The following is a 21,797-nucleotide window of genomic DNA, read 5'->3' on the forward strand; positions in this document are numbered from 1 at the left end:
ATAAATATGGTTCGACGTTGTCACGTCACCCACACAGAAATACCACCTTCAAATCAATCAAATATCAAATCTCAGAAATACCGTTTTTTGCTTGATTCCAAGCATACCCGAGATGCCGGTACGCTGCTTCGGTCGCCATCCGCCCACGCGGAGTCCGGTTGAGCAGACCGTTCATCAGAAGATATGGCTCATACACATCTTCCAGTGTCCCAGCATCCTCGCCCAGCGCTGCCGCCAGCGTCTCCAGTCCGACCGGACCGCCGGAAAACTTGTCGATAATCATATGTAAGATCGCACGGTCGTTGTTGTCAAGTCCCAGCTTGTCCACATCAAGGATATCCAGTGCAAAATCCGCGACTTCTTTCGTAATCACGCCGTTGTACTTGACCTGTGCAAAGTCCCTCACACGTTTTAACAGGCGGTTTGCCAGACGCGGCGTTCCTCTCGAACGTCTCGCAATCTCATAGGCGCCCGTCTTATCAATCTCCACATTCAGAACTCCCGCCGTCCGCAGGACAATCGTCTGCAGCTCTTCAGGCGTATAAAAATCCATCTTCTGCACGATGCCGAAGCGATCGCGCAGCGGCGCCGTCAGAAGCCCCGCGCGTGTCGTCGCGCCTACCAGCGTAAATTTCGGCAGATCCAGACGAATCGAGCGCGCCGTCGAATCTTTTCCCAACATGATATCGATCGCATAGTCCTCCATCGCCGGATAAAGCACCTCTTCCACCTGGCGGTTTAAGCGGTGAATCTCATCCACAAAGAGGACGTCTCCCTCCTGGAGCCCGTTGAGAATCGCCGCAATCTCCCCTGGTTTCTCGATTGCCGGACCGGAAGTAACCTTCATACGGGTTCCCATCTCATTGGCGATAATGCCGCTGAGTGTCGTCTTTCCCAATCCCGGCGGTCCATAGAAAAGAACATGGTCAAGCGCCTCGCCGCGGGATTTCGCCGCATGGATAAATACCTTTAACGTCGATTTGATCCGCTCCTGACCGATATATTCGTCTAAGGTCTGCGGGCGGAGACTTCCCTCAATCCGCTTATCCTCCTCCGTCACCTCGGTTGTAATCGTCCTTCTGCTCATACTTGTTTCCTGTCTTTCCTGTTTTTCTCTCTCATTCAATTAAGCCATGACAGTTCCATTTTCTCATATCTGCCACACATTCCAAATTTTCATCTGACGCACAAGCACCACTATTTTTTATGATCCTGCAATTTCGAATGTCCGACACATAGGTTGTTTTACAAAAACGCCAGATATTTCAGTGATGCCTTCAATACCGCCTCGGAATCCATCTCTTCCGTCACATTGGCGCTCTTGACCGCCTTCACCGCCTCGGCATTCGTATATCCCAGCGCCACCAGCGCCTCCACGGCTTCCTTCACCGCATTGCCTGAAAGCCCGTTCCCCGCAGCCGGCGAAACCGCCGCACTGCCATCTAACAGCGGTGTCAGCAGATCCTCTGCCTGTACTTTATCCTTCAAATCGAGAATGATCCGCTGTGCCGTCTTTGCCCCAACGCCCGGTGCACGGGAGATCGCCTTCGCATCCCCAGTCATAACCGCAAGACGCAGATCCTCCGGACGCAGCGCCGACAAGATGCCAAGTGCCCCCTTCGGACCAATGCCGTTGACCCCCAGAAGCTGGCGGAACATCTCCAGATCCGAACGGCTTAAAAAGCCGTACAGGCTCATATCATCCTCCCGCACCTGCAGGTGCGTATATATCTTTACCTCTTCCCCGAGCGGCGGTAAAACTTCCAGCACCGACATCGGGACAAAAATCCCGATCCCCATCATGCCGGACTCGACCACGATACGGTCCTTTGCTTTCTCCGCCAGGATGCCTTTTACATACGAAATCACGGTAAATTCCTTCCTTTTCTCACTGGTTCAAGATCTGGTTCAAACTAAAAAAAGAACGCTTCAAAATGCCTCCAAATCTTCTTTTCAGTATACCATAGCACAGTTTTCATTGCAAGGAAAGTGCGGAATTTCGAACATATATTCTGCCCGGTTGATTGAATTTCATTTTTACACATTATCGGGAACCTATAAATGAAAAAGCTTTTCAATTGTAATATCAATGATTACAGTCAAAAAGCCTTTCCATATCTTTTATTTACTTGTTATGCTTAGATAAACTATGTAATATTTCCTGATTACACCTATATAATTCATCAAATAGCTTTCTAAATGGCTTGTATAACTCATGCCTCTCTAAATCCGGCTTATAAATACATTTCTTTTGGATTACTTGGCGCAAATCTGAAAAACCTTGGTAGAATCCGACTCCAATCGCTGCCATCAGTGCATCTCCATAAGCTGCCCCTATGTCTTCCTTTGGTGTTTCCAACGATACCCCTGCTATATCCGCCACCATCTGCATCCAAACTGCGTTTTTCGTTCCTCCCCCCGCCGCTGCAATCCGGTTTACAGGCAAACCATTTTCACGGAATATGTCAATATGCTGTGCAACTGAATACCCAATTCCTTCCAATGCCGAGCGATACAAATGTCTTTTTGTATGACTCAATGAAAGTCCCACGATCATTCCTCTTGCGTCCGGATCATTCAGCGGTGTCCTTTCTCCCGCAAAGTAGGGTAAAGTTATCAAACCATCTGATCCGGGTGAAATCTCAGAAATTCCTTTCATCATTTCTTCATATGCATTCAATCCTGCTGTTTTTTCCTTTTCCAAGCATTCAGAAAATAACTGTTCCAAATACCATTTTTGAAGTGTGCCTCCATTATTAGTTCCTGCTGCTACACTATAAGTTTCTGGAATTAAAAATGGATTTCCGCGCACTCGCTCATCCTGAATCAGCCGATCTGCACAACAATAGAAAAATAAGGACGATCCAAACTGTACCATCAGATCGCCTGGTGCAAGTACTCCTACACTGATTGCCTCAGCTGCTGAATCTCCAGTTCCAGTAATAACTGGCGTTCCTTCTTTGAGTCCTGTCTCCTTAGCTGCCTGCTTTGTTACCGTTCCACAAATATGGGTAACCGGCATTCCTTCTGCCAACTGCTCCGGCATACAAATCGGTTTACACATTTCTTTATGGATGCTCCCATCCGGATAATACAGCGGACGAAATGAAGCCATCCCCAAAAATGTATCTATTACATATTTTCCAGTTAGTTTAAATGTTAGATAAGAAGAACCTGTCAAAAACTTGTGTGTGCGTCTATATACCTCTGGTTCATGATTTTTTATCCATAAAATTTTAGCAGACACATCTCCACTGCAAATTGGACGTCCAAATAGTTTTTTTACTTTTTCTGTGCCATAATACTGTGAGAGATACTCCATTTCTTCCACGCAACGTGCATCAATACCATATAAAATTGCTTTTCGTAAAGGATGCCCATCCTTATCAACTGGAAGGCAATCTGCTCCCAATGTGCTTCCCCCTACACAAGCAATTTTTTCTGGTTCTACACCACTCTGCTGTAAGAGCATTTTTGACAAAATGCAAAAATCATTCCACCATACCTTATCCGCGTCCTGCTCATAATAACCAGGTTCTGGATTTTCCATTCCGTGATGAGTAACTGCCCGACTTACCACCTTTCCAGACTCATCTGTTAGAACTCCTTTACTTGAATATGTACCAACGTCAATTCCTAAAAAATAATGCAACGTCTATACGCCTTCTTTCATTGTACAGCGATACGCCTTAACTACATCCATAAACTCCATGACTCTCTGTTTTTCAACAAAGTTCTCAAATTTACCATCTTTCTTAAAAGCAGTCCCTACACAAGCGCCATCACATTCACTAAGTTTTTCAACCACATTTTCCTTCGTACACCCTGTATTACAGAAAACAGGAACAAATCCAGAAACTGCCTTGACCCTGCGTACCAAACTTGAATCCGTTTCCTGACCAGCACTACTTCCAGAAACACACAGACCATCTGGAAAGCAATGAAAAATCATGGATTTTGTTATTTTTTCCAGGCTTCTCTCTGCTAAATATACATCCGACTCTGGATTTACCTTATATAGCAATTTCATTTTATCTAGTCCAAGTGCTTTTTTTCTACGCAAGACTTCTGGAATATTCGTATCTGTAATTCCATTTTCACCTATATAGGCGCCTGTAAATGTGCTTCTTACAAAATCCGCCTCGACTGCTGCTGCCAAATCGATCGTCGCCAATGGATTAGAAACAATATTGACACCAAATGGAACTTTTATCTCTTTTTTTAATTCTCCCACAATCCGTCCCATCGCTGCCACAGTTACGTAGGAAACCTTTTTTTCATACGGAAGGCTGAATTCATTGGCAATCAAAATTCCATCTACTCCTCCCTCCTGGAGCGCCTGAAGTTCTCTGGCTGCATTTTCAATTACCTCTCCCATCGTTGCATCTTTTTCATACAGAGGATCCCCCGGCAGCGCCCGCAAATGCAACAGTGCAATGATCGGCTTTTTTACATGAAATAATTCATCTGTCCACATATTCTTTCTCTCCTCTATTCCATGTACATTCGCAAATTCTGCACATTTCTTTTGTCATAACGAAATGGATCCAGGTAATACGCCGGTGCTGTCAGTTCCTGCGTAAAATATCCCTCATATCCATTTTTTACCATGTCCTCTAAATCCTTTCTTAAGTTTCTCTTCCCCTCACCCCAGATGTAATGCCCATAGGGATCACAATCCTGAAAATGTGCATGTACAATGTTTTCCTTTCCAAAAACATCAAACCACTGCTGAATCGTTTCACCAGAAACCGACATTGCTGTCAAATCAATCATAACTTTAAAGCGCGGATGATCGACTAAATCAAATAACTGTTTCATTTGCTGCAAACTATACCCAATTCTTGATTCCTGCGGCCGTAAAGACTCTGCCACAATTGTCACGCCATTTTCCTCTGCGACCTCACAAAGTCTCTGATGCATCTCAGCTGCCCGTTTCAATCCATCCTCCTCCGCTTCATCCCAGTAACCCCATCCGGAATTTGCTTCCATCTTCTCTGCCCCCAGCGCAGCCCCCAGACGTATCGCATTTGCAAAAAATCCAAATGTTTTTTCTCTCAGTTCTGGTTCTTTTACACCAAATTGATAACCAAACCGGCAATTCTGTGGTGTAAATACCGGACACTTCAAACCGTGTTCCTGTAATTTTTTACGGACTGGCTCTGGATCCTGATATTCCTTTGGATCCAGCCAAAGTCCTTGATGTCCTCCCAGCAATTCTACATTTTTGATTCCCAGTTCCTGCATACAATCCAGGAAATAATCCAACGTATATTGGCAATAATGAAGATTCAATACCGAAAGTTTATCAAAATCAACTATTTTCATTTTCGCTTCCTCCTCATACAATTACTCCATTAATCCATTATAAACGGTTCCAATTCACGCATATTCTGCCGATCGGCTGCAGCCGGATCCTCCAGGTAGCGTGCATCATTCAGTGCCAGGCTTAGCAATCCTTTATATTTGTACTGATCCAGACAAATCAATTGATCCTCTAACGGTCTCAAACCATCTCCCCATGCAAGGCATCCCTGCGGACGTCCATCCAAAAAACGGATATGGTATATTTTGTCTCCAAATGCTTCAAACCAGTCTTTCATCGACTCTCCTGCCACTCCAGCACTCGTCAAATTCAGGGCAGCCTGTATCTGCGGCTCATTAACCGACTCCAAAAGTTTTTTTAGTTCTGGAAGCATATTAATAACCGTTGCGTCTTCTGGACGTACTGTTTCCACTGCAAGAATAACCCCCTCTTCCGCAGCAGTTTTTGAAAGCCGACGCAAGGTTTGAACCGCACGTTCAAAAATACGCCTCGGATCTTCATTTCTTGCACCGCCGCAGCAATTGAGTACCATCACTTTCGCACCAGCTTCTGCCGCTGCACGGATTCCATTTTCAAAATATCCGATTGAATGCTTTCTTGCCGTCTCGTCATGACAGCAAAGTGCATAATTATAAATCGTACACTCCGGTGAAAAAGCTCCGATTGTCAATCCATAATCTGCTGCATTCTTTTTTAATTCAGCCGCATCCTCAAACCCATAATCATCTAGCAGGAAATGCGGTCTTGCACACCAAAACTCTATATTTTTTATTCCGAGAGCCTGCTGCGTTTTAAAGAAATAATCCAAAGTTCTGTATTTATAGTGCATATTCATTCCTGCAATCTGTTCCCGCCTTATCTTTATCATCCAGTTGTTCCTCCTCTCTACACACAAAGGCACTGCAAAAACCTTCACTCTATCAGATTTCACAGTGCCCGCTTATTTACAGATTACATTTATATCTTTTTTCTTTCCCTAAAGCTTACTTTCATCCCATGCTTTACCTGGATGTTTATGCCACCATTTGAAGACAACCGGGACAATGCAAAGCGCTGCCAGGTAAATCAAAATTGGTGTTACAGCTGCAATCCAGTTTCCCTGAACACAGGCAACCGGAACTGCCGCTAATGCAAAAATTTCAATAATTGACTCAATCGGTGTTACAATTGCTGCATCATCCAGTGTACAGCTCTTATTCTCCGGATCTACAATTCTTAAAAGTGCCATGCCGATTGCTGTTACACCGGTCGAGTAACCATATACATAGATACCTCTCTCAAACCACTCCTGTTTTAAGAGTCTCGGCGCAATCACTGTAAAGTGGAATACAACCCAGACAATTCCAAATAACATCAGCAGACCAAACGGAACTGCGTACTCAATAACAACCGGAATCTTAATTGATGCCACACCGAAAAATACAAGGAAATCAGTTGCACAGCTTCCCATACGGGAAATGATGCGGTTATCTACATATTTATCGGCTTTTATTCCTTTTAATACAAAATGAAATACAATCGCTACCAGGAAGCCGACAGAGAAACTCGGAACGCCAAGTCCGGTTGCTCCCTGAATTACATTTGTTAAAAGATATCCAATACCGGTTGGAATCAGAATCAGAAGAAGATGCCATGCCAGCGGATCAATTGCCATCGGTGAAACGGTTTCTTCGCCTAATACCGGGCGTTTTCCTTCTTCAATGAGTCCCGTGCGCATATCGTTAGGAAGCTGGCTGAAATCTTTTACAAACTTGGTATAGTTTCTTTTTGTTCCAATTTTGATCAAAATAATTCCACCAAAAATACCGGTTAAAATACCTACGGTTGCACTTGTCATCGCCAGATCTGTTGCATCTTCCCATCCAAGTGTGCCGAGTGTCGCGCCAAGTGCTGCTGCTGTACCATGACCTCCCTGAAAGCCTGCAGGAATCAACATTCCAAATGCCGGATTTAAATCAGGAGCAAACATTTTCAGGACTACCATTGCAAAAATAATCGGCATTGCATACTGAAATGCCCAGCCAATATTGCGGAAGCAGTAGTAGCTGCCAATCCGATCGAAATTTGTTTTCCAGCCACCAGCTGAAAAATTAAAGCCTCTCAGCCCAATTGATACAAATACTGCGATAATCAGCAGACCTGCATAAGAACCAAACTGTGAAGAAAAACTGATAATTCCAAAACCATTCTGTCCTAACGCAAGCCCGATAAATCCAGCCAGCAGACTGACCGGAACAAACAGGCTCTGCAGAATCTTGATTTTTTCCCTCAGCATTTTCGCCACAAACAGGAAAATACCTGCCCACATGAAATCCACCAACATGGAATACGCATTAAACTCCATCTTTTGTCCTCCTCATTTCTTTTTTATGATGCTACTGCAATGCTTTTTTTGCTTTTTCCCTAACCATACTCAATTCCACTTCTGTCATATCACAGTATTCGCTGTTTTCTGTTGTCGTCCCCGCATCCTGCACATATATCAGCTTTGTATCCTTCTGTGTGATCGTATTAAACCATGTTCCCTGCAAAACATTGTAAACTTTATTTGGCTCCATCGGAATTACATCAATCTTAAATGCATCATTCTCGCGGGACGCTGTCAAAAGAACTGCTTTTCCCTGAACCAGAATAAACTGCTCATCGGTTGCGTGATGCACTTCCAGATACTGAATCTTCTCAATATCATTATTAGGCTTCCAGTTTTTAATACATACGACCCATTTTTTATTGTCATATACACACTGAATACCTTCCCCTTCATACTCAAACACATCTGCTTTCATGACATTTCCTCCTACCTTCTTTTCAAATTCTTCTCGTTCCTGCAGGTTTCAAGCGAATCATTTCATATCATGTCATTATAATACATCATATATCATTATGTTGTCAATGCTAATTTGTCATTTTACATATTTTTTTTTAGGGGGTCAGCCTCTCTTCCTATCATATTTTTATTACGTTTTCTTTTTCACCACACACATCCATATCAATTTTCACAATTTTTTTCACTTGTCTGTTATCTTTTTCAGCAATTCTTTGATGCCAAACGTTCTGATTTTTTACTTACACTATACTCACTCTAAATTAACTTGCCCGTATAGACAAAACAGCGAGGTCTGCTCCATACGGTCAGGCCTCGCTGTCTGTCTAAGAAAATATTTAATTAGAGGATCTTTAGTATTCCACTTTCCACATATAACGTCTTTCATCCATAGAATGGCCACGCACTTCCGCCATCTGGGAAACATAGTATCTCTCAATCGGAATCATAACAACCGGATTAAAGAATTCTACGACGCTCTTATCGATTTTACCGCCATTTAATTTTTCAAAATCAATTACAATATAATTTTCCGCATAAGTACGCAGGAATTTTAAGCAGCGTTCATCCAATGCGCGGGTTCTTCCCTCACTCATCAGAAGGATCATCGGAAGCTTCTTATCCGTTGTTTCAAATGGACCATGGAAGTACTCACCCGTGTGCAGGCACACAGCATGCTTCCACTGCATCTCCATGAAATGACAGCAGCACATGGAATATGCAACTCCATAGTTTGAGCCAGATGCCAGCACGTAAAATACAGGTTCATCTTTATATTTTTCTGCCCAGGCTTTTGCATCCGCCAAAACATTTTTCTTGCCTTCTTCTATAATTTCATCAATGTAACGGTATGCTTCCATCGCCTTGTCATAATTCTCCCAGTTTTCAAACTGTTTTAACAGCTCAAAACCAATCCGAAGGGAGTTCGCCTGGTTAGAATCACTATATACCTGATCATCTCCATTTGAATATGTCACAATATACTGTCCAACTTTTGCCATACCTGTCTGCATATTTCCTGTCATAGCGATTGTCACTGCACCTGCAGCATTGGCTGTTTTTACTGCCTCCACGGTCTCAGGCGTTGCCTTTAATGAACAAATAACTGCGACGCATCGCTCATCCAGTTCTTTTGGGGTTGCATGAACAAACTCATTGCTTGTATATGTAGTAGCGCTAAAAGTTTTTGCCTCACTCTGAAGAAGGTACAGCCCTGGGAAAATAGCTGCCTTAGATCCGCCGCAAGCTACAAAATACACATGCTTTAATCCACCCAGTTTGTCCATCTTTTCTTTGATCTCTGCTACAATTTCTTTTACTGATTTTTCCATCTTTCTGATCTCCTTTTCTTTTTTTGTATCAATTATTTGTCAAAATGACTTTCCATGTCCAAAAGCCCCCTGAACCATACAGGTTTTCGAAGAAAACTCTGCCCCTGCTTCCAGTGCTTTCCTTATCTCTTTTTCATAAATGCTTTCTTTCATCTGTATGCCATACTTTTTCCGGCTCTCCAGAAACGAAAGCAGAAATGCCGTTGCAAATGAATCCCCTGCTCCCAGCGTATCTACTGCTTCAACCAGATGCGGCGGCTGCTCATAAAACTGCGTTCCATCAAATAGAACTGCTCCATAGCTTCCTCTTGTTGCAATTACCATTGGGCATCCAGCACGAAACATTTTCTTACAAATTTCTTCCGCATCCTCTCTCGAAACGGAACCACATGAAAGAAACGCATACGTAATATACGGAGCAACCTTTTTTACTCGTTCTTCATCGATCCACTGACCCGAAAAATCATACGATACAGAGATTCCCTGTTCTGCCAATTTAGGAAGCTGTTCATCAAAATAGCTATTATTGGTCGTGTGCACATGATCAAATGTTTTAATATACTCCAGATCTTCCACGTCCAGATTTAACGGATTTTCTTTTAATACGCCGCCTTTGTTGCTTCCGAGAAAGACACGGTCTCCGTCTACCAGCGTAACCCTCGCATAACCATTTTCTCCTTCATACTGACGGCACCGGCTGTGTTCTACCTGCAGCTCATCGAGTGTTGCTATCACATGTTCTGCAACCTCATCCCGTCCGAACACTCCCATATAAGCTGACTCTGCCCCCAGCATTCCTGCATAAACCGCAAAGTTTGCAGCCTGACCTCCCGGAAACATAAGCCTGAGATGTTCATATTTGTCGCACACATTGTCCCCAATTCCAATGACCCGCATTTTTTCATCTCCTTTGGATTGATTATATATCATTATATAATGTTATGATATCATATTATACTTATGTATGTATTTTGTCAAGTGATTTCTGCATTTTTTTACATCACTTTTTTCTAGGTACTGTTCACGCATACGTGCCCGGTAATGGAATTTCTATCATCTCCGTTTCCATGTTCCTGATAAAAAGAAAAGGCTGACTCCTGTTAGCGCAAATTTTTCTTGCTTCCTAACCTGAATCAGCCTTTTCTTTTCAATTAATTTACTCTATTCCTATTGTAGATTCACAGACATAAAATGAGCATTTTTCTCCATTAAACACCTGATGCCCTACATAAATGGGTTCCTTCTCAGCCGTATATGCCACACTTTTGATAAAAAGCATCGAAGTTCCTTTCGCCATCTGCAAAAGCTCTGCTTCCGCTGCTGTCGCCTTGCAAAGTTCAATCCATTTTTCTGAAATTGCCACTGCTGTATGAGAGTGTTCCTTCAAAAATGTAAACAATGAATTGTCATCAAATCGTTCTTCCAGAAGAAATGCATATTTAAGTGGAAAATAGTTACGCTCAATCGCCATCGGCATACCATCCGCATAGCGGACTCTGGATATATAGATAACCTGGCTGCCTTTTTCCACATTCAAAAGCCGGGCTATCTTTTCACTCGCCGGTTCCAGCCTGTTTTCAAGCATACGTCCTCCGGCCTTCATTCCCATATGAGCACACATTTCCGAAAAACTCTGCAATTTTTTCATATCCTTAGTTACTTTGCGCTGGCAGACAAATGTTCCTTTTCCCTGTTTTTTTTCTACAAGTCCTTTTTCCACCAATTCGCTGACTGCTTTTCGAACTGTAATAATACTGACTCCAAACGATTTTGCCATTTCACCTTCCGTTTGCAGCTTTTCTCCTGGTTTATATTCACCATCACTTATTTTTTGTTCAATTTTTTCTTTTAATTGGACATACAGCGGCACTGCGGCACTACTATTTAACATTTTCTTTCTCCCTGTTCCTAATAACATGAATGATATAACTCTTTATATAACAATATAAACTATATCTAAATAAAAAGCAATCCTACATTGATGCCAATGGAAAATCTACTTCCAGGACTATTCGAAAACTTGGCACCTTAAAAGAATTGCTGGTTGAACACGGTCCTACAAGAGATGACGTTATGGCTTGGGCAAAAGAACAGGCCCGGATTGAAACAGACTATGAATTTATCACAAAACGAAAAAGCACCGCCGGAAAAGCTATATAGAATAAGCCTTTCTGCGGTGTTTTTCCAAACATTACTGTCAAAGACGGGAATATACCACCCTTTTCCAATTTTGTCAACGTCACTTTTGTCATTTTGCACAATAAGCAATTTTCTTTTTTGACAAGAAAAAGCATTTTTCACAGTTCTTTTTTACGAATCTTTCCGCTTTCAGTCTTTGGAAACTCCTTTAGAAAGACAAATTCGCGTGGAATCTCATAATCTGCCAGTCTTTCTGCCAAAAATTCCCGAATTGCCATATTGATACAACCACTTTTTTCGCTGTCACTTCCGGCAATTTCTTCCCTTTCAGCTTCTTTCTCCCACACAATCCACACTTTCAGATAATCGCGCCCATGCTCATGGACTGCCTTCACTGCCGTCTCTGCCACTCCCGGAAATGTCCGCACCGCTTCTTCGACCCGGAGGGATGACACTTTTCTCCCATTTATGTTGCAGATATCATCATCCCGCCCATCAAAATAGAAGAGTCCCTCTGCATCTGTGTGACCGCAGTCCCCAATCACCGCGTCATTTCCAATTCCAAGAATTCCATACCGCGTTTTTACATGGAAATGGTCGTTTTCAATCCAGACATCCACCTCTGGAAATGCACGACCAACCAGCGTCGTATCTTCTTTCATCTCACTTCCATGGATATAGGTAATATAATTCAGCTCGCTGGCGCCATAATACAATGTAATCTCCGCTTCGGGAAATGCCTTTTTAAACTGCACTGCCTCCGCACCGCCCATACTCTGGGAGCCGCTGACAAAAGAAATAATCCGGTAATTGACCGCCTGTTCCCGCTCATAGATACGCCGCAGCGCCCGCATCTTGACAGGAATCAGATAGACGCAGGTCGCCTGTTCTGCCTCGATCATCCGCTTCCAGAGGCGCGGATCAAAGGAATCCGCCGCAACGACGCTTCCGCCGGACGCAAGCTGCGCCATATAAAGGTTCAGGTTGCCCGTAAACGCCAGGCTCCCCTGCATAAACGTAATGCTTCCCTCTCCCATTTTGAAAATTTTATTCTGAAGCTTAAAAAAATCGTGCCAGCTTTCAAAGGAGCGGAACAATACTTTCTGACGACCGGAGGTTCCCGACGTCATCACACCCATATATGCCCCTTCCGGAGGTGTCACGTCACGCAATTCATCGGAAATTTTTACATCGGACGGTGCAATCACCGGAACCGTATTTCCGTCTCCATATGCCAGAAACTGAATAAGCTGATGCGCGATCGTCGGTTCCTGGATCCAGTGGATGTGACGTTTTCCCTGTTTTTCTTCTATCTCTTTCGGATGTTTCCTTACACGTTCTGCCGCCTTGATGAGCTCCCCGAACGTATAGCGCTCTTTCTCCGTGATCAGGGCTTCCCACTCTGGCGGGTATGCCCGGAGTGCATCCAGATATGTATTTATACGTTGTGTCTGTATTTCTTTCATGATTAATTCCTGTCTTTTACTTATTTTTATATAGAACTTTTTACCAATTTGAGCTTTTAAATTTACCACATTTACTTTTTATATCATTCAAGCACTGTCTTCATCTACTTCATTACTTTCTCCACCAGAATACTGCTTCCGATCCCTCCGGCGGCTGCCACGCAGCACATTCCCAAGTGCCCATTTTTATGTTCCAGTGCTTTCATCAGATGCAGCAGAATCATTGCGCCGGAGACTCCATATGGATGCCCATAGGCAAGTGCCCCGCCCCAGATATTATAACGGTCTTCAATCCCCGGAAATGCACGTTCAAATAGAACATCAATAACGGCAAACGCTTCATTGACCTCAAAAGCATCGATCTCCTGATAAGAATGCCCCGTTTTTGCAAGTATCGCCTTAGCAGCGCTGACGGCTGATTTTGGGCTCATCATCGGATCATCCCCGATCGCTGTACCAAACCGGAAACGGCATTCTGCTTTCCGTCCCTGTTCCCGCAAAAACCGTTCCGAACAAAGTACCACAAATGCCGCGCCATCGTGCATCAGGCACGCATTTGCCGCCGTGATTTTCGTGCCATTTGGAAGCAGATACGGCAGGCGGTCGATCAGACGCTGGCTCATTGTCGGACGGATTCCCTCATCCCGGCTGCTACCGTCGATGGAAACCGTTATATCCTCCAATATTCCCTCTTTGCGCGCCTGCGCCGCCCTCTTATGGCTCCGGAGCACCCAGGTGTCCATCTCTTCCTTAGAGACATTTTCCCGGATCGCAGTCTCCTCCGCGCCCTCTAACATAACCTGCTCACCGCGCTTTCCCGGCACAAACTGTGCAACCGTATACACCTTTCCACCGTCATACTCCGGATGGTTCGGGGACATCATGCGGTACGGCTGTACCGAAGAACTCTCCATTCCCCCGGCAATGACCAGATCCGCCATCCCGCTCTCAATCTTGGCTGCTGCCGCGCTGATCGCCTCCAGCGCCGACCCGCACTGCAGATCCAAAGTAACCGCCGGAATCCGCTCTGGAAACCCTGCCGAAAGTGCCGCCAGACGCGTGATATTGCCGCCTCCCCCGACCGCATTTCCTCCTATTATATAGTCGATCGCATCGGTTGGAAGCTCAAATCGCGAAACCACCTCCCGCAGCACCTCCGCCCCCAGCTTTTCCGCCGGGATATGACGGTACATTCCATCTTTCACCCCGATGTAACTGCGCAAACCGCCCAGAATATATACGTGATTCATACTTTTCTCCTGTTTTTCTTCTATTCCTAATTAAAATTAAAGGGATGCGGCAACGGACTCCTCATACCTCCTGGCTACATTTCTGCACTAAAAGGCTGATTCTGTTCACTACCACATCCCATCTTTATTTTCTATCTAATTTCCAAATAAGCCCGTCCGCTTCAGCGCCTTTCCAAGTGCTACCGCTGCCACACACTTAACGATGTCCAGCGGAATAAACGGAATTATCGACTGCACGATAACTGCACCCCACGGCTGTCCGGTCACGTGTTTCATCCAGCCTGCACCGAATGCGTAAATCACCGGAATACCAACTACAATCAGGAACGCTGTCTGGAATGCAACATTTTTCCATTTCCGGCAAAACAGGGAAATCAGGAACGCTACAACCAGAAATCCGATATAGTAACCGCCGCTCGGTCCAAGCAGTTTTCCCGGTCCTGCGCTTCCGCCGCTGAATACCGGCACGCCGCATAAGCCTAACAGCAGCCAGCTCGCCATAACTAAAATGGTATCCTGTGGTGCAATCAGCAGACCGATCAGGTTGACAATCATCGTCTGCGCTGTGATCTTTGCATCCGAAAACGGAAGCGGAATCGCAATATACGAAGACACACTGATAAGAGCCAGCATCATCGCCAAAAGTGTAAGCCGCTTCGCGCTCCATGCGCCGTGTACGTTCACTGCACTTGTCTCTGAACTCATTATATATACCTCCTCAGTGATAAAATTCTAAGCCGTGTAATGCATTTTCCTATGAATCACACACAGAGAATCTTTGCTAGAAAAGAGTATATCGGAATTTCAGAGGATTGTCAACCTTGTTTTTATAAATGGTTTACATATGCATCCATAGCTCCTCTGCACCCACTTTATCATCGGCATCCCTATTTTTCTGTAATCGAAAGAATTTCCTTTCCCTCTTGCTTCGTTCTCAGATACACCGCGTTTCTTCCCTCCTGCCCCGAATCCGACAGATATACCTCCTCATCAGGACGAAGTGGGGCAAGAAAACGTACTTCCAGAGCGGTCTGTCCCTTCATCCAGCCCTTCTTCCACAGACGAAGCAGGCAGGCATTCATAACAAGAAACCCCGGCAGAACTGCCGCTTCTCCCTGATGGATCGGATTGGTATCTGCCGCCTCCCGGAGATATTCTTCCATCTGGCTGCGGCTAAATGCCAGCGTATCATCATCCTCACTGCCCAGTTCCGTAATTGTTTTCATGAGCGGCATTTTCTCTTTTTCCGGGACAAGGACGCTCTGGCGCGGTTTTACCAGCAGCACTTCCATCTCCTCATTTTCCCGTTCCTTTTCCTCCTCCGCTGCCGCTATGCGGACCCGGATTGCCGAGCGGCCTTTTTTGATGATTTCCGGAGTTAATTTGGTATGGCAAAACTCATTCTCCCCCTGTTTGGGCTGCCAGTCCAGATGAAGTGTAGTTGTGCCTATCATCCAGCCCTCGTATCCTTCCAATGTGGAGAGAGCGCGCTCAAAGCAAAGAAGCTTCTTTTTCAATCTATCATTCACGGTATTTTCGACCTCTTCGTTATAAATTATAAATCTGACTCGTATGCACTTTTCGCTGCTCATTATACTAGATCTGTTCCAGAATCACAATATCCGAATCTCCCGCGTCTCCCCCTGATCCACCGGAATAAATCGGTCTTTTAAGCCCGGCGTCAGCCAGATCGTGCCGCCCTCGTCAACCAGGACTGCCTCATAGTCCTGATGCGCCGCCCAGTGTGCCGCTGCCTTTTCCCGTCCCATGACAAACAGGGCGGTCGAAAGCCCATCGCAGCGCAGTCCGCACGGTCCGATGATTGTCACAGAAATCAGCCCGCTATGCGCCGGCGCCCCAGTGGACGGATCCATGATATGCCAGTAAATTGTTCCGTCCTCATCCGTGAAATAGCGCTCATAGCCGCCGGAGGTAATGACCGCCTCATCCTGCACCCTGACTCCGCCCAGATAGCCGTCGCTCTCCGGATCCTTGATGCCGACATACCATTTCTCGCCATCCGGTTTTGTTCCGATCGTCTGGATATTGCCTCCAAGACTGAACAGTGCGCTTGTCACGCCGTCCTCCTTCATAGTCTTTACCACCTCATCTCCGGTAAATCCCTTTCCGACGCCGCCTAGATCCACCATCATTCCTGGCTCGATCGACGCCGTATCTGCTTCTAAACCGACCAGACGATAATCGACCGATTTAAGCAGGCTTTCCCGCTCGCTCTCACTGGGGACCCGGTAATTTCCCGTTGTAAATCCCCAGCTTTGCACAACCGGGTAAATTGAAATATCGAGTGCACCATCTGTTTCCGCTCCCAGCGCCAGCGCCTCCTGCATCAGATAACGCGTATCATCGGAAAGTTTCGCTGTTTTCTCCTGATTTAGATAGAAAATATCGCTGTTTTCCTGCGTTGTCGAAAACTCCCCTTCCAGCTCTTCCACCCGCCGTTTCACTTTTTCCTGCAAATTTGCACTTCCACCGTAGGCATCAAACTGCATCACAGTATCCATCGCAAACACCGTCCAGTTCTGCCCTCCTCCCGGATTCTGGTTCGAATTTGAGGGATTTTTCTCTAAATTTTCGTTTTTTTCTACTTCTGCCACATTTTCTGCCGTCTCTTCCGTAGACGCAGATAAACGAGGACGGTCATTCTGGACCGCCCCCGTTTGATCCGGCTGCGATGAAACACCGCAGCCACACAGCAGCAGGGTTAATAAAATCCACCACTTCTGTTTCAATTTTTACTCCTTTAAATACAACTACTCTTCTTCGGAAACAGACTCTTCTTTCTCAGAAGCATCGCCTTTACCGCCGTCGGATTCTTCCTTATCAGAAGTATCATCTTTTACGCCACCGGTCTCATCCTTCCTGGAATCATTGTCCTTAGATTCGTCCGTTTCATTCTTCTTGGAATCGTCACCAGTTTCGCCGGATTCATCTTTCGAATCATCCTTGTCAGCATCGCCTTTATCTGAAGTTTCGTCTTTCTTCTCATCCGAAGTATCCTTGGACTCGTCCGAATCCTCTTTCTTGTCCTCGTCTACTTCCGGTGCCTTGTTCGCATCGTCTGTCTCGTTCTTCTTATCGCCATCCGGTACATCTGCCTTGTTTTCGTCATTCGTCTTCGGCTCTGCCGGTGTTTGCTCCGGTGTGGTTACTCCCTCGGTTGGGGTGGTGACGATCTCGCTTGGGAGGACTTCGTCGGCGATGAGGGTGGTCTCTTCTTTGATGAGTTTGTAATTTTCATCAATTTCAAAAGTCAGTGTTCCATATCCTGTTGCCGTAATTTCGATAGTTGTATTTCCTTCTGTACTAAATTTACTGGATGAAATCTTTAAGCTATCATAACCATTATAATTAATCGAATTCAATGCATACTGATCCTCACCCATAAAACTTGCATATGTTGCTTTTTCATATTTATTATCATTTACTTTAACTTCGGTAACAGCCTCCAGATATGCCTTCACATCTTTAACGCCATTAAAACTTACAATATAATTCGCTGTTCCATAACTATATTGTTCTTTTACAAAACTAGAAACCTCAACTTCTTTAGTTTCGGAATTTTCCACTTTAACCCGAATTGTCTGATCCTGATAACCTTCTGCCTCAATCACAATCTCAATCGCACTTCCATCTGGTCCTGCGGTTAAATCACTGGTTGTGATAATCAGTTTATTATCCTGAACTTTAAATCCAAGTTCTTCACCATCTGATGTTATCACCTTGATTGCTTTCAGGTATTTCGCAAGCTCATCCGCATTATCTTTTCCAGTCAGGGTTAAATTACCTCCCTCGGAAATCTTTTCCGGTCCGGTCAGTGTCGGTGCATCAAGAAGTTCCTCGTCATCCTGTTTGAGATTTCCATTTTTATCAACTACAATCGTTACTTCTGGATAATCTCCATCTGCATTAATCGTAATTGTGGTATCCCCATCCGTATTAAATGCACTGTCAGAAACAAGCAGGCTATCTTTGTAATTGTTATGTGCATCATCATAAATATCTGGCGCATATTCCTTATCTCCTAATGTCCAGCTTGACTGTGGAGAATACTTAGTTGTTCCTACCACTACTGAATTGATGCTCTTTACATATTCTTCTAATGCTTTTTTGTAGGCAAAATCAGAAGGTTTCATACCAGTTCCATCAGAATAGGTAAACTGTATTACATATCCCTTTTCACCATATCCATTTGCCTTTCTGATTTCCGAAGCACCAATCTCAATCTCCTGCTCATCTGGGATTTCTTCCTCTTCCTTCTCAACCACAAATTCACATCTCAGCGCCTCTGTGTAGTAATTCGAACGAAGAGTCAGCTTATAGCTTCCCGGCTGAACCTGGTGAAGAATCAGCTTCTTGCCATCCCCGGATACTTCATAGTAAACATCGTTGCTGCTGGACACGCCTTTCGTGTAGATATTTCTCTCAACCGCATCTTCCTCGTCAGAAAGCAGGGTAACAGATTTCAGGTTCTTCAGGAAATCTCCCTTGCTGCCATTAACGGTAAATTCAGCATCTGCAAAATAGTAAGTCTTATTAGAATCTTCTTTTTTCTCAGCTGCAAACGCCTCTTTATCATCCGCATAATCAACGGTCAGCGATAAATCGTTTTCCAGCACCTTATCGTATGTAAATGCAATACTCTGGCTCTTATATCCCGTTGCATCGACAGTCAGCTTATACTCCTCACCAGCCTTGAATACATCCGCCTCTATGGTAATGGTGTCAGCTTCTTTATCGATGGAATATTTGTCCTTGCTGAGTGCCTGCCAGTTTCCGTTGACAACGATACTCTGAACCGCTTCGATATACTCTGTATCCTCTGTCCGCAGGACTACCGGCTCGCCCTCTTTGTTCTGTACAACTGTAATCGCCGGTGCATCCTGACGGGAGAAGGTTCCATTGTACTGGATATCGCCGAGCAGACCATCTTCAAGAACCTCTTTTGCCGTTGCCGGATGGTTCGGATCCAGTGCTCCATTTTCACGGTAATCTGCAAATGGGAGCATTCTGTTCTCTTCGTATTTCTGATTCTCGCTCTTATTTACGTAGTCTGTCCATCTGAAGAAATCATCATCTCCAGTATCAAAGACTGCATCCGGAATCGCATTGTACCACCACTCCATCACTGCCTTGGACGCATCATTTTCCATCTTGGTCTGTTCAAGGAGATGTGCATTTACAAGCAGATCTGAATCAAAAATCAGGTTTGCAGAGATTGCAGAGCTTCCTGAGCTGCTGCCGCTGGAGCTTCCACTTCCGCTGGAACCAGTCGATGCAGTGCTGATACCGTCGAATCCGTATGACGCCATTTTCTGACCATTGGTCTGTTCCTTCTCTTTTACCGGCTCTGCGCCCGTTTTCACCTTGAAGCTCTTGGAGAATGACTGGAAACCATTTGCATATACAGTGATCTTGTAATTGCCCTTGTATGGCAGATGGTCTGTATTATCATTGTACAGAACAAATAAATCCTGGCTGTAGAGATACCAGTCATCGATCATCTTAAGGTCGCTTACTGTTCCGTTCGGATCTTCCAGGGTCACACGCTCGATCGGTGTCTCAATTGCGTATACCAGATCGCTGACTGCAAAATGGAGATTCTTACCGGACTGCGGTGTTTCCTTAAGCTCCAGCGTCGGTACTGTCTCATTGACGACATGAATCGGGACGAGCGCGGAACCGCCTGCCGACGATACAACCCGCACATAATAACGTCCATTATTGTAGAAATTGCTCTGTCCTGTCTGGATAGTCAGCTGTCCAACGCGTCCCTGTCCATGCGCCACATTCTTTTCACTGTCAAATACGAGGCTTGAATTGATTGTGTTCTTCTGCTCATCGTATTCAACCAGTTCCAGCTTACGGATGCCGTCAAACCACTCTTTTTCCTCGTCTGTATTGTAGTTAAACAGAATGGTAACGGCTGCTTTTCCATTTTTTGGAAGAACCGCATCCGGCGAATAGCTCGGATGAGTCTGCTTCTCCTCATTCAAGTTATACGTAGTCTTTTTCGGAGAAATGCGGGCATTTCCGTTTTCATCGTAATTGGTCAGATAATAGTCCCAGTAAGCAACTGACTCATGCGTCAGAATCTTCTCAGGCAGATAGCCGTCGTTTTCCTCATATACAGCATCTTCCTGGCTCTCATTGCTCAGAACCACCGTCTCTTCCTTTGCCGCATCTTCTTTGCTGCTGACGGTTACTTTGCCCGGTGTGCCAAGAAGCGCCAGTTTTGCCATACGTCCGTCATCTGTGATCGGAGTTAAAAGATTGGTTACATCTTTTCCATCGACCTTAACGACCGTATTGCCTGCATTGTATCCCTCATCAAATGCGATCGGAAGCCACCAGCCCAGGGAATTTACTTCGGTAAGCTTTGTCTTCGTCTCATCTACCAGCGAAACCATCTGCGGCTTGTCTGGATTTTCAGTGTTTCCGTTATCTCCTGTATTTCCGCCATTCTGGTTTCCGTCATTCCCGGAATTACCGTTATTTCCAGAATTACTGTTATTTCCAGAATTACTGTTGCTTCCAGAGCCCCCCGAATGGCTGCCGCCGGAACTGCCAGAATTCCCTGAACCGCCTCCTGATACGCTGCTTCCGTTGCCGTCTGCTGCCGGGCTGCTCGCGTAACCTCTATCCGCACGGGTCTGGACCTCTCCATTTTCATTGACCCACTGTCCATCCGCATTGACGCTGTAGCCGTCCGGCGTCCGACCTTCGGTGTGCATCTGACCATAGTTTTCTGCACTCAAGTTATCAAAATAATAGCATTTTCCATCAATCCACTGCCATCCGGTCACGGTCATACCTTCCGTTCCATCGGATGCAGTGCTGAAGAAATACCATTTTCCTGCATTGTCCTTCCACCAGCCGCGGCGCATCTGTCCTTCCACGCCATCGGCAGTTGTGTTCATATAGTACCGGCGTCCATCGACGGTGATCCATCCAGTCATCATCCGTCCGGTCTGCGGATCCAGATAATACCAGCCATTCTCGGTCTTAACCCATCCAGTCTTGAGCGTTCCGTCCGTTCCCTGATATTTCCAGTCCTGTCCTTCCTGAATCCAGGCGCCGGTCTGTACTCCGGGCTCCGATGCCGGTCCGGTTGAAGCATAAGCAGTACCTGCCTGCGCCGCCGCTAACACGGTCACCGCTGCCAGAATTGCCTGCCGGGATCTTCCCTTACCTTTCATACATATTCCTCCATATAATCTTTTGTAATATCTTACTCTCCGCACCGGATTAGGCATCCCTAACTCAGGCGGCCGAGGAGGTTAGTATAAACTAATCCAATAAAATCTGTCAACTATTTAAATCTATTTAAAAATGAGAATTTTTATCTATTTTAATTGAATTTTATTCTCAATAAAGCATTACTTTTTTAGTTGCTAAAACTAACATGCAAATTTCTTTTTCCATTCAGCACATGTTAAGTCT

At 45.1% G+C, this 21,797-nt stretch carries 17 protein-coding genes; all 17 read right to left on the reverse strand.

Annotated features, from left to right (window positions below; translation table 11 throughout):
• Positions 1 to 64 precede the first annotated feature (64 nt).
• The 17 genes from ruvB to DXD12_RS08000 all read right to left on the reverse strand — a co-directional run bounded on the left by ruvB (position 65) and on the right by DXD12_RS08000 (position 21,553).
• Entirely contained in the window at positions 65 to 1,087 is a 1,023-nt protein-coding gene (gene ruvB / locus DXD12_RS07920) for a Holliday junction branch migration DNA helicase RuvB (protein ID WP_107001650.1), read from the reverse strand.
• Positions 1,088 to 1,245: 158 nt separating this feature from the next.
• On the reverse strand, positions 1,246 to 1,869 hold the full coding sequence (gene ruvA / locus DXD12_RS07925; protein ID WP_022360178.1) for a Holliday junction branch migration protein RuvA: 624 nt from the start codon (positions 1,867 to 1,869) through the stop codon (positions 1,246 to 1,248).
• 256 nt (positions 1,870 to 2,125) lie between these two features.
• The gene (locus tag DXD12_RS07930) at positions 2,126 to 3,652 is read right to left on the reverse strand and encodes an FGGY-family carbohydrate kinase (RefSeq protein WP_118638032.1); all 1,527 of its coding nucleotides are present in this window, start codon (positions 3,650 to 3,652) and stop codon (positions 2,126 to 2,128) included.
• Positions 3,653 to 3,655: 3 nt separating this feature from the next.
• Positions 3,656 to 4,477, reverse strand: coding sequence for a BtpA/SgcQ family protein (locus DXD12_RS07935; protein ID WP_118628788.1), 822 nt, complete (start codon positions 4,475 to 4,477; stop codon positions 3,656 to 3,658).
• A gap of 14 nt (positions 4,478 to 4,491) precedes the next feature.
• Positions 4,492 to 5,328, reverse strand: coding sequence for a sugar phosphate isomerase/epimerase family protein (locus DXD12_RS07940; RefSeq protein WP_118492038.1), 837 nt, complete (start codon positions 5,326 to 5,328; stop codon positions 4,492 to 4,494).
• A gap of 29 nt (positions 5,329 to 5,357) precedes the next feature.
• A complete protein-coding gene (locus DXD12_RS07945; RefSeq protein ID WP_118638034.1) occupies positions 5,358 to 6,194 on the reverse strand; it encodes a sugar phosphate isomerase/epimerase family protein in 837 nt (278 codons plus the stop codon).
• A 108-nt stretch (positions 6,195 to 6,302) separates the two neighbouring features.
• Positions 6,303 to 7,670 carry a sodium:glutamate symporter gene (locus DXD12_RS07950; RefSeq protein WP_118638036.1) on the reverse strand — a complete coding sequence of 456 codons (1,368 nt, stop codon included), beginning with the start codon at positions 7,668 to 7,670 and terminating at the stop codon, positions 6,303 to 6,305.
• A 31-nt stretch (positions 7,671 to 7,701) separates the two neighbouring features.
• Positions 7,702 to 8,112: a hypothetical protein gene (locus DXD12_RS07955; protein ID WP_022360184.1), complete on the reverse strand. Its 411-nt coding sequence runs from the start codon at positions 8,110 to 8,112 to the stop codon at positions 7,702 to 7,704.
• 391 nt (positions 8,113 to 8,503) lie between these two features.
• A complete protein-coding gene (locus tag DXD12_RS07960; protein WP_118523858.1) occupies positions 8,504 to 9,481 on the reverse strand; it encodes an SIS domain-containing protein in 978 nt (325 codons plus the stop codon).
• A 39-nt stretch (positions 9,482 to 9,520) separates the two neighbouring features.
• Positions 9,521 to 10,378 (reverse strand): fructoselysine 6-kinase, encoded by an 858-nt coding sequence (locus DXD12_RS07965; RefSeq protein WP_022360186.1) that lies wholly within the window; start codon positions 10,376 to 10,378, stop codon positions 9,521 to 9,523.
• A gap of 259 nt (positions 10,379 to 10,637) precedes the next feature.
• On the reverse strand, positions 10,638 to 11,399 hold the full coding sequence (locus DXD12_RS07970) for a GntR family transcriptional regulator (protein WP_338108872.1): 762 nt from the start codon (positions 11,397 to 11,399) through the stop codon (positions 10,638 to 10,640).
• 379 nt (positions 11,400 to 11,778) lie between these two features.
• Positions 11,779 to 13,086: an AMP-binding protein gene (locus DXD12_RS07975; protein WP_118628790.1), complete on the reverse strand. Its 1,308-nt coding sequence runs from the start codon at positions 13,084 to 13,086 to the stop codon at positions 11,779 to 11,781.
• Between the two features lie 104 nt (positions 13,087 to 13,190).
• A complete protein-coding gene (locus DXD12_RS07980) occupies positions 13,191 to 14,336 on the reverse strand; it encodes an acetyl-CoA C-acyltransferase (RefSeq protein WP_107001661.1) in 1,146 nt (381 codons plus the stop codon).
• A gap of 135 nt (positions 14,337 to 14,471) precedes the next feature.
• On the reverse strand, positions 14,472 to 15,041 hold the full coding sequence (locus DXD12_RS07985) for a biotin transporter BioY (RefSeq protein ID WP_022360190.1): 570 nt from the start codon (positions 15,039 to 15,041) through the stop codon (positions 14,472 to 14,474).
• Between the two features lie 182 nt (positions 15,042 to 15,223).
• On the reverse strand, positions 15,224 to 15,865 hold the full coding sequence (locus tag DXD12_RS07990) for a hypothetical protein (protein ID WP_118696022.1): 642 nt from the start codon (positions 15,863 to 15,865) through the stop codon (positions 15,224 to 15,226).
• An 84-nt stretch (positions 15,866 to 15,949) separates the two neighbouring features.
• Positions 15,950 to 17,086 (reverse strand): FAD:protein FMN transferase, encoded by a 1,137-nt coding sequence (locus tag DXD12_RS07995; protein ID WP_243105362.1) that lies wholly within the window; start codon positions 17,084 to 17,086, stop codon positions 15,950 to 15,952.
• 21 nt (positions 17,087 to 17,107) lie between these two features.
• Positions 17,108 to 21,553, reverse strand: coding sequence for a hemoblobin-interacting domain-containing protein (locus DXD12_RS08000; protein WP_147354018.1), 4,446 nt, complete (start codon positions 21,551 to 21,553; stop codon positions 17,108 to 17,110).
• Positions 21,554 to 21,797 lie beyond the last annotated feature (244 nt).

The sequence above is a fragment of the Clostridium sp. TF11-13AC genome (assembly GCF_003481065.1).
In the GTDB taxonomy this organism is placed as follows: domain Bacteria; phylum Bacillota; class Clostridia; order Lachnospirales; family Lachnospiraceae; genus Otoolea; species Otoolea fessa.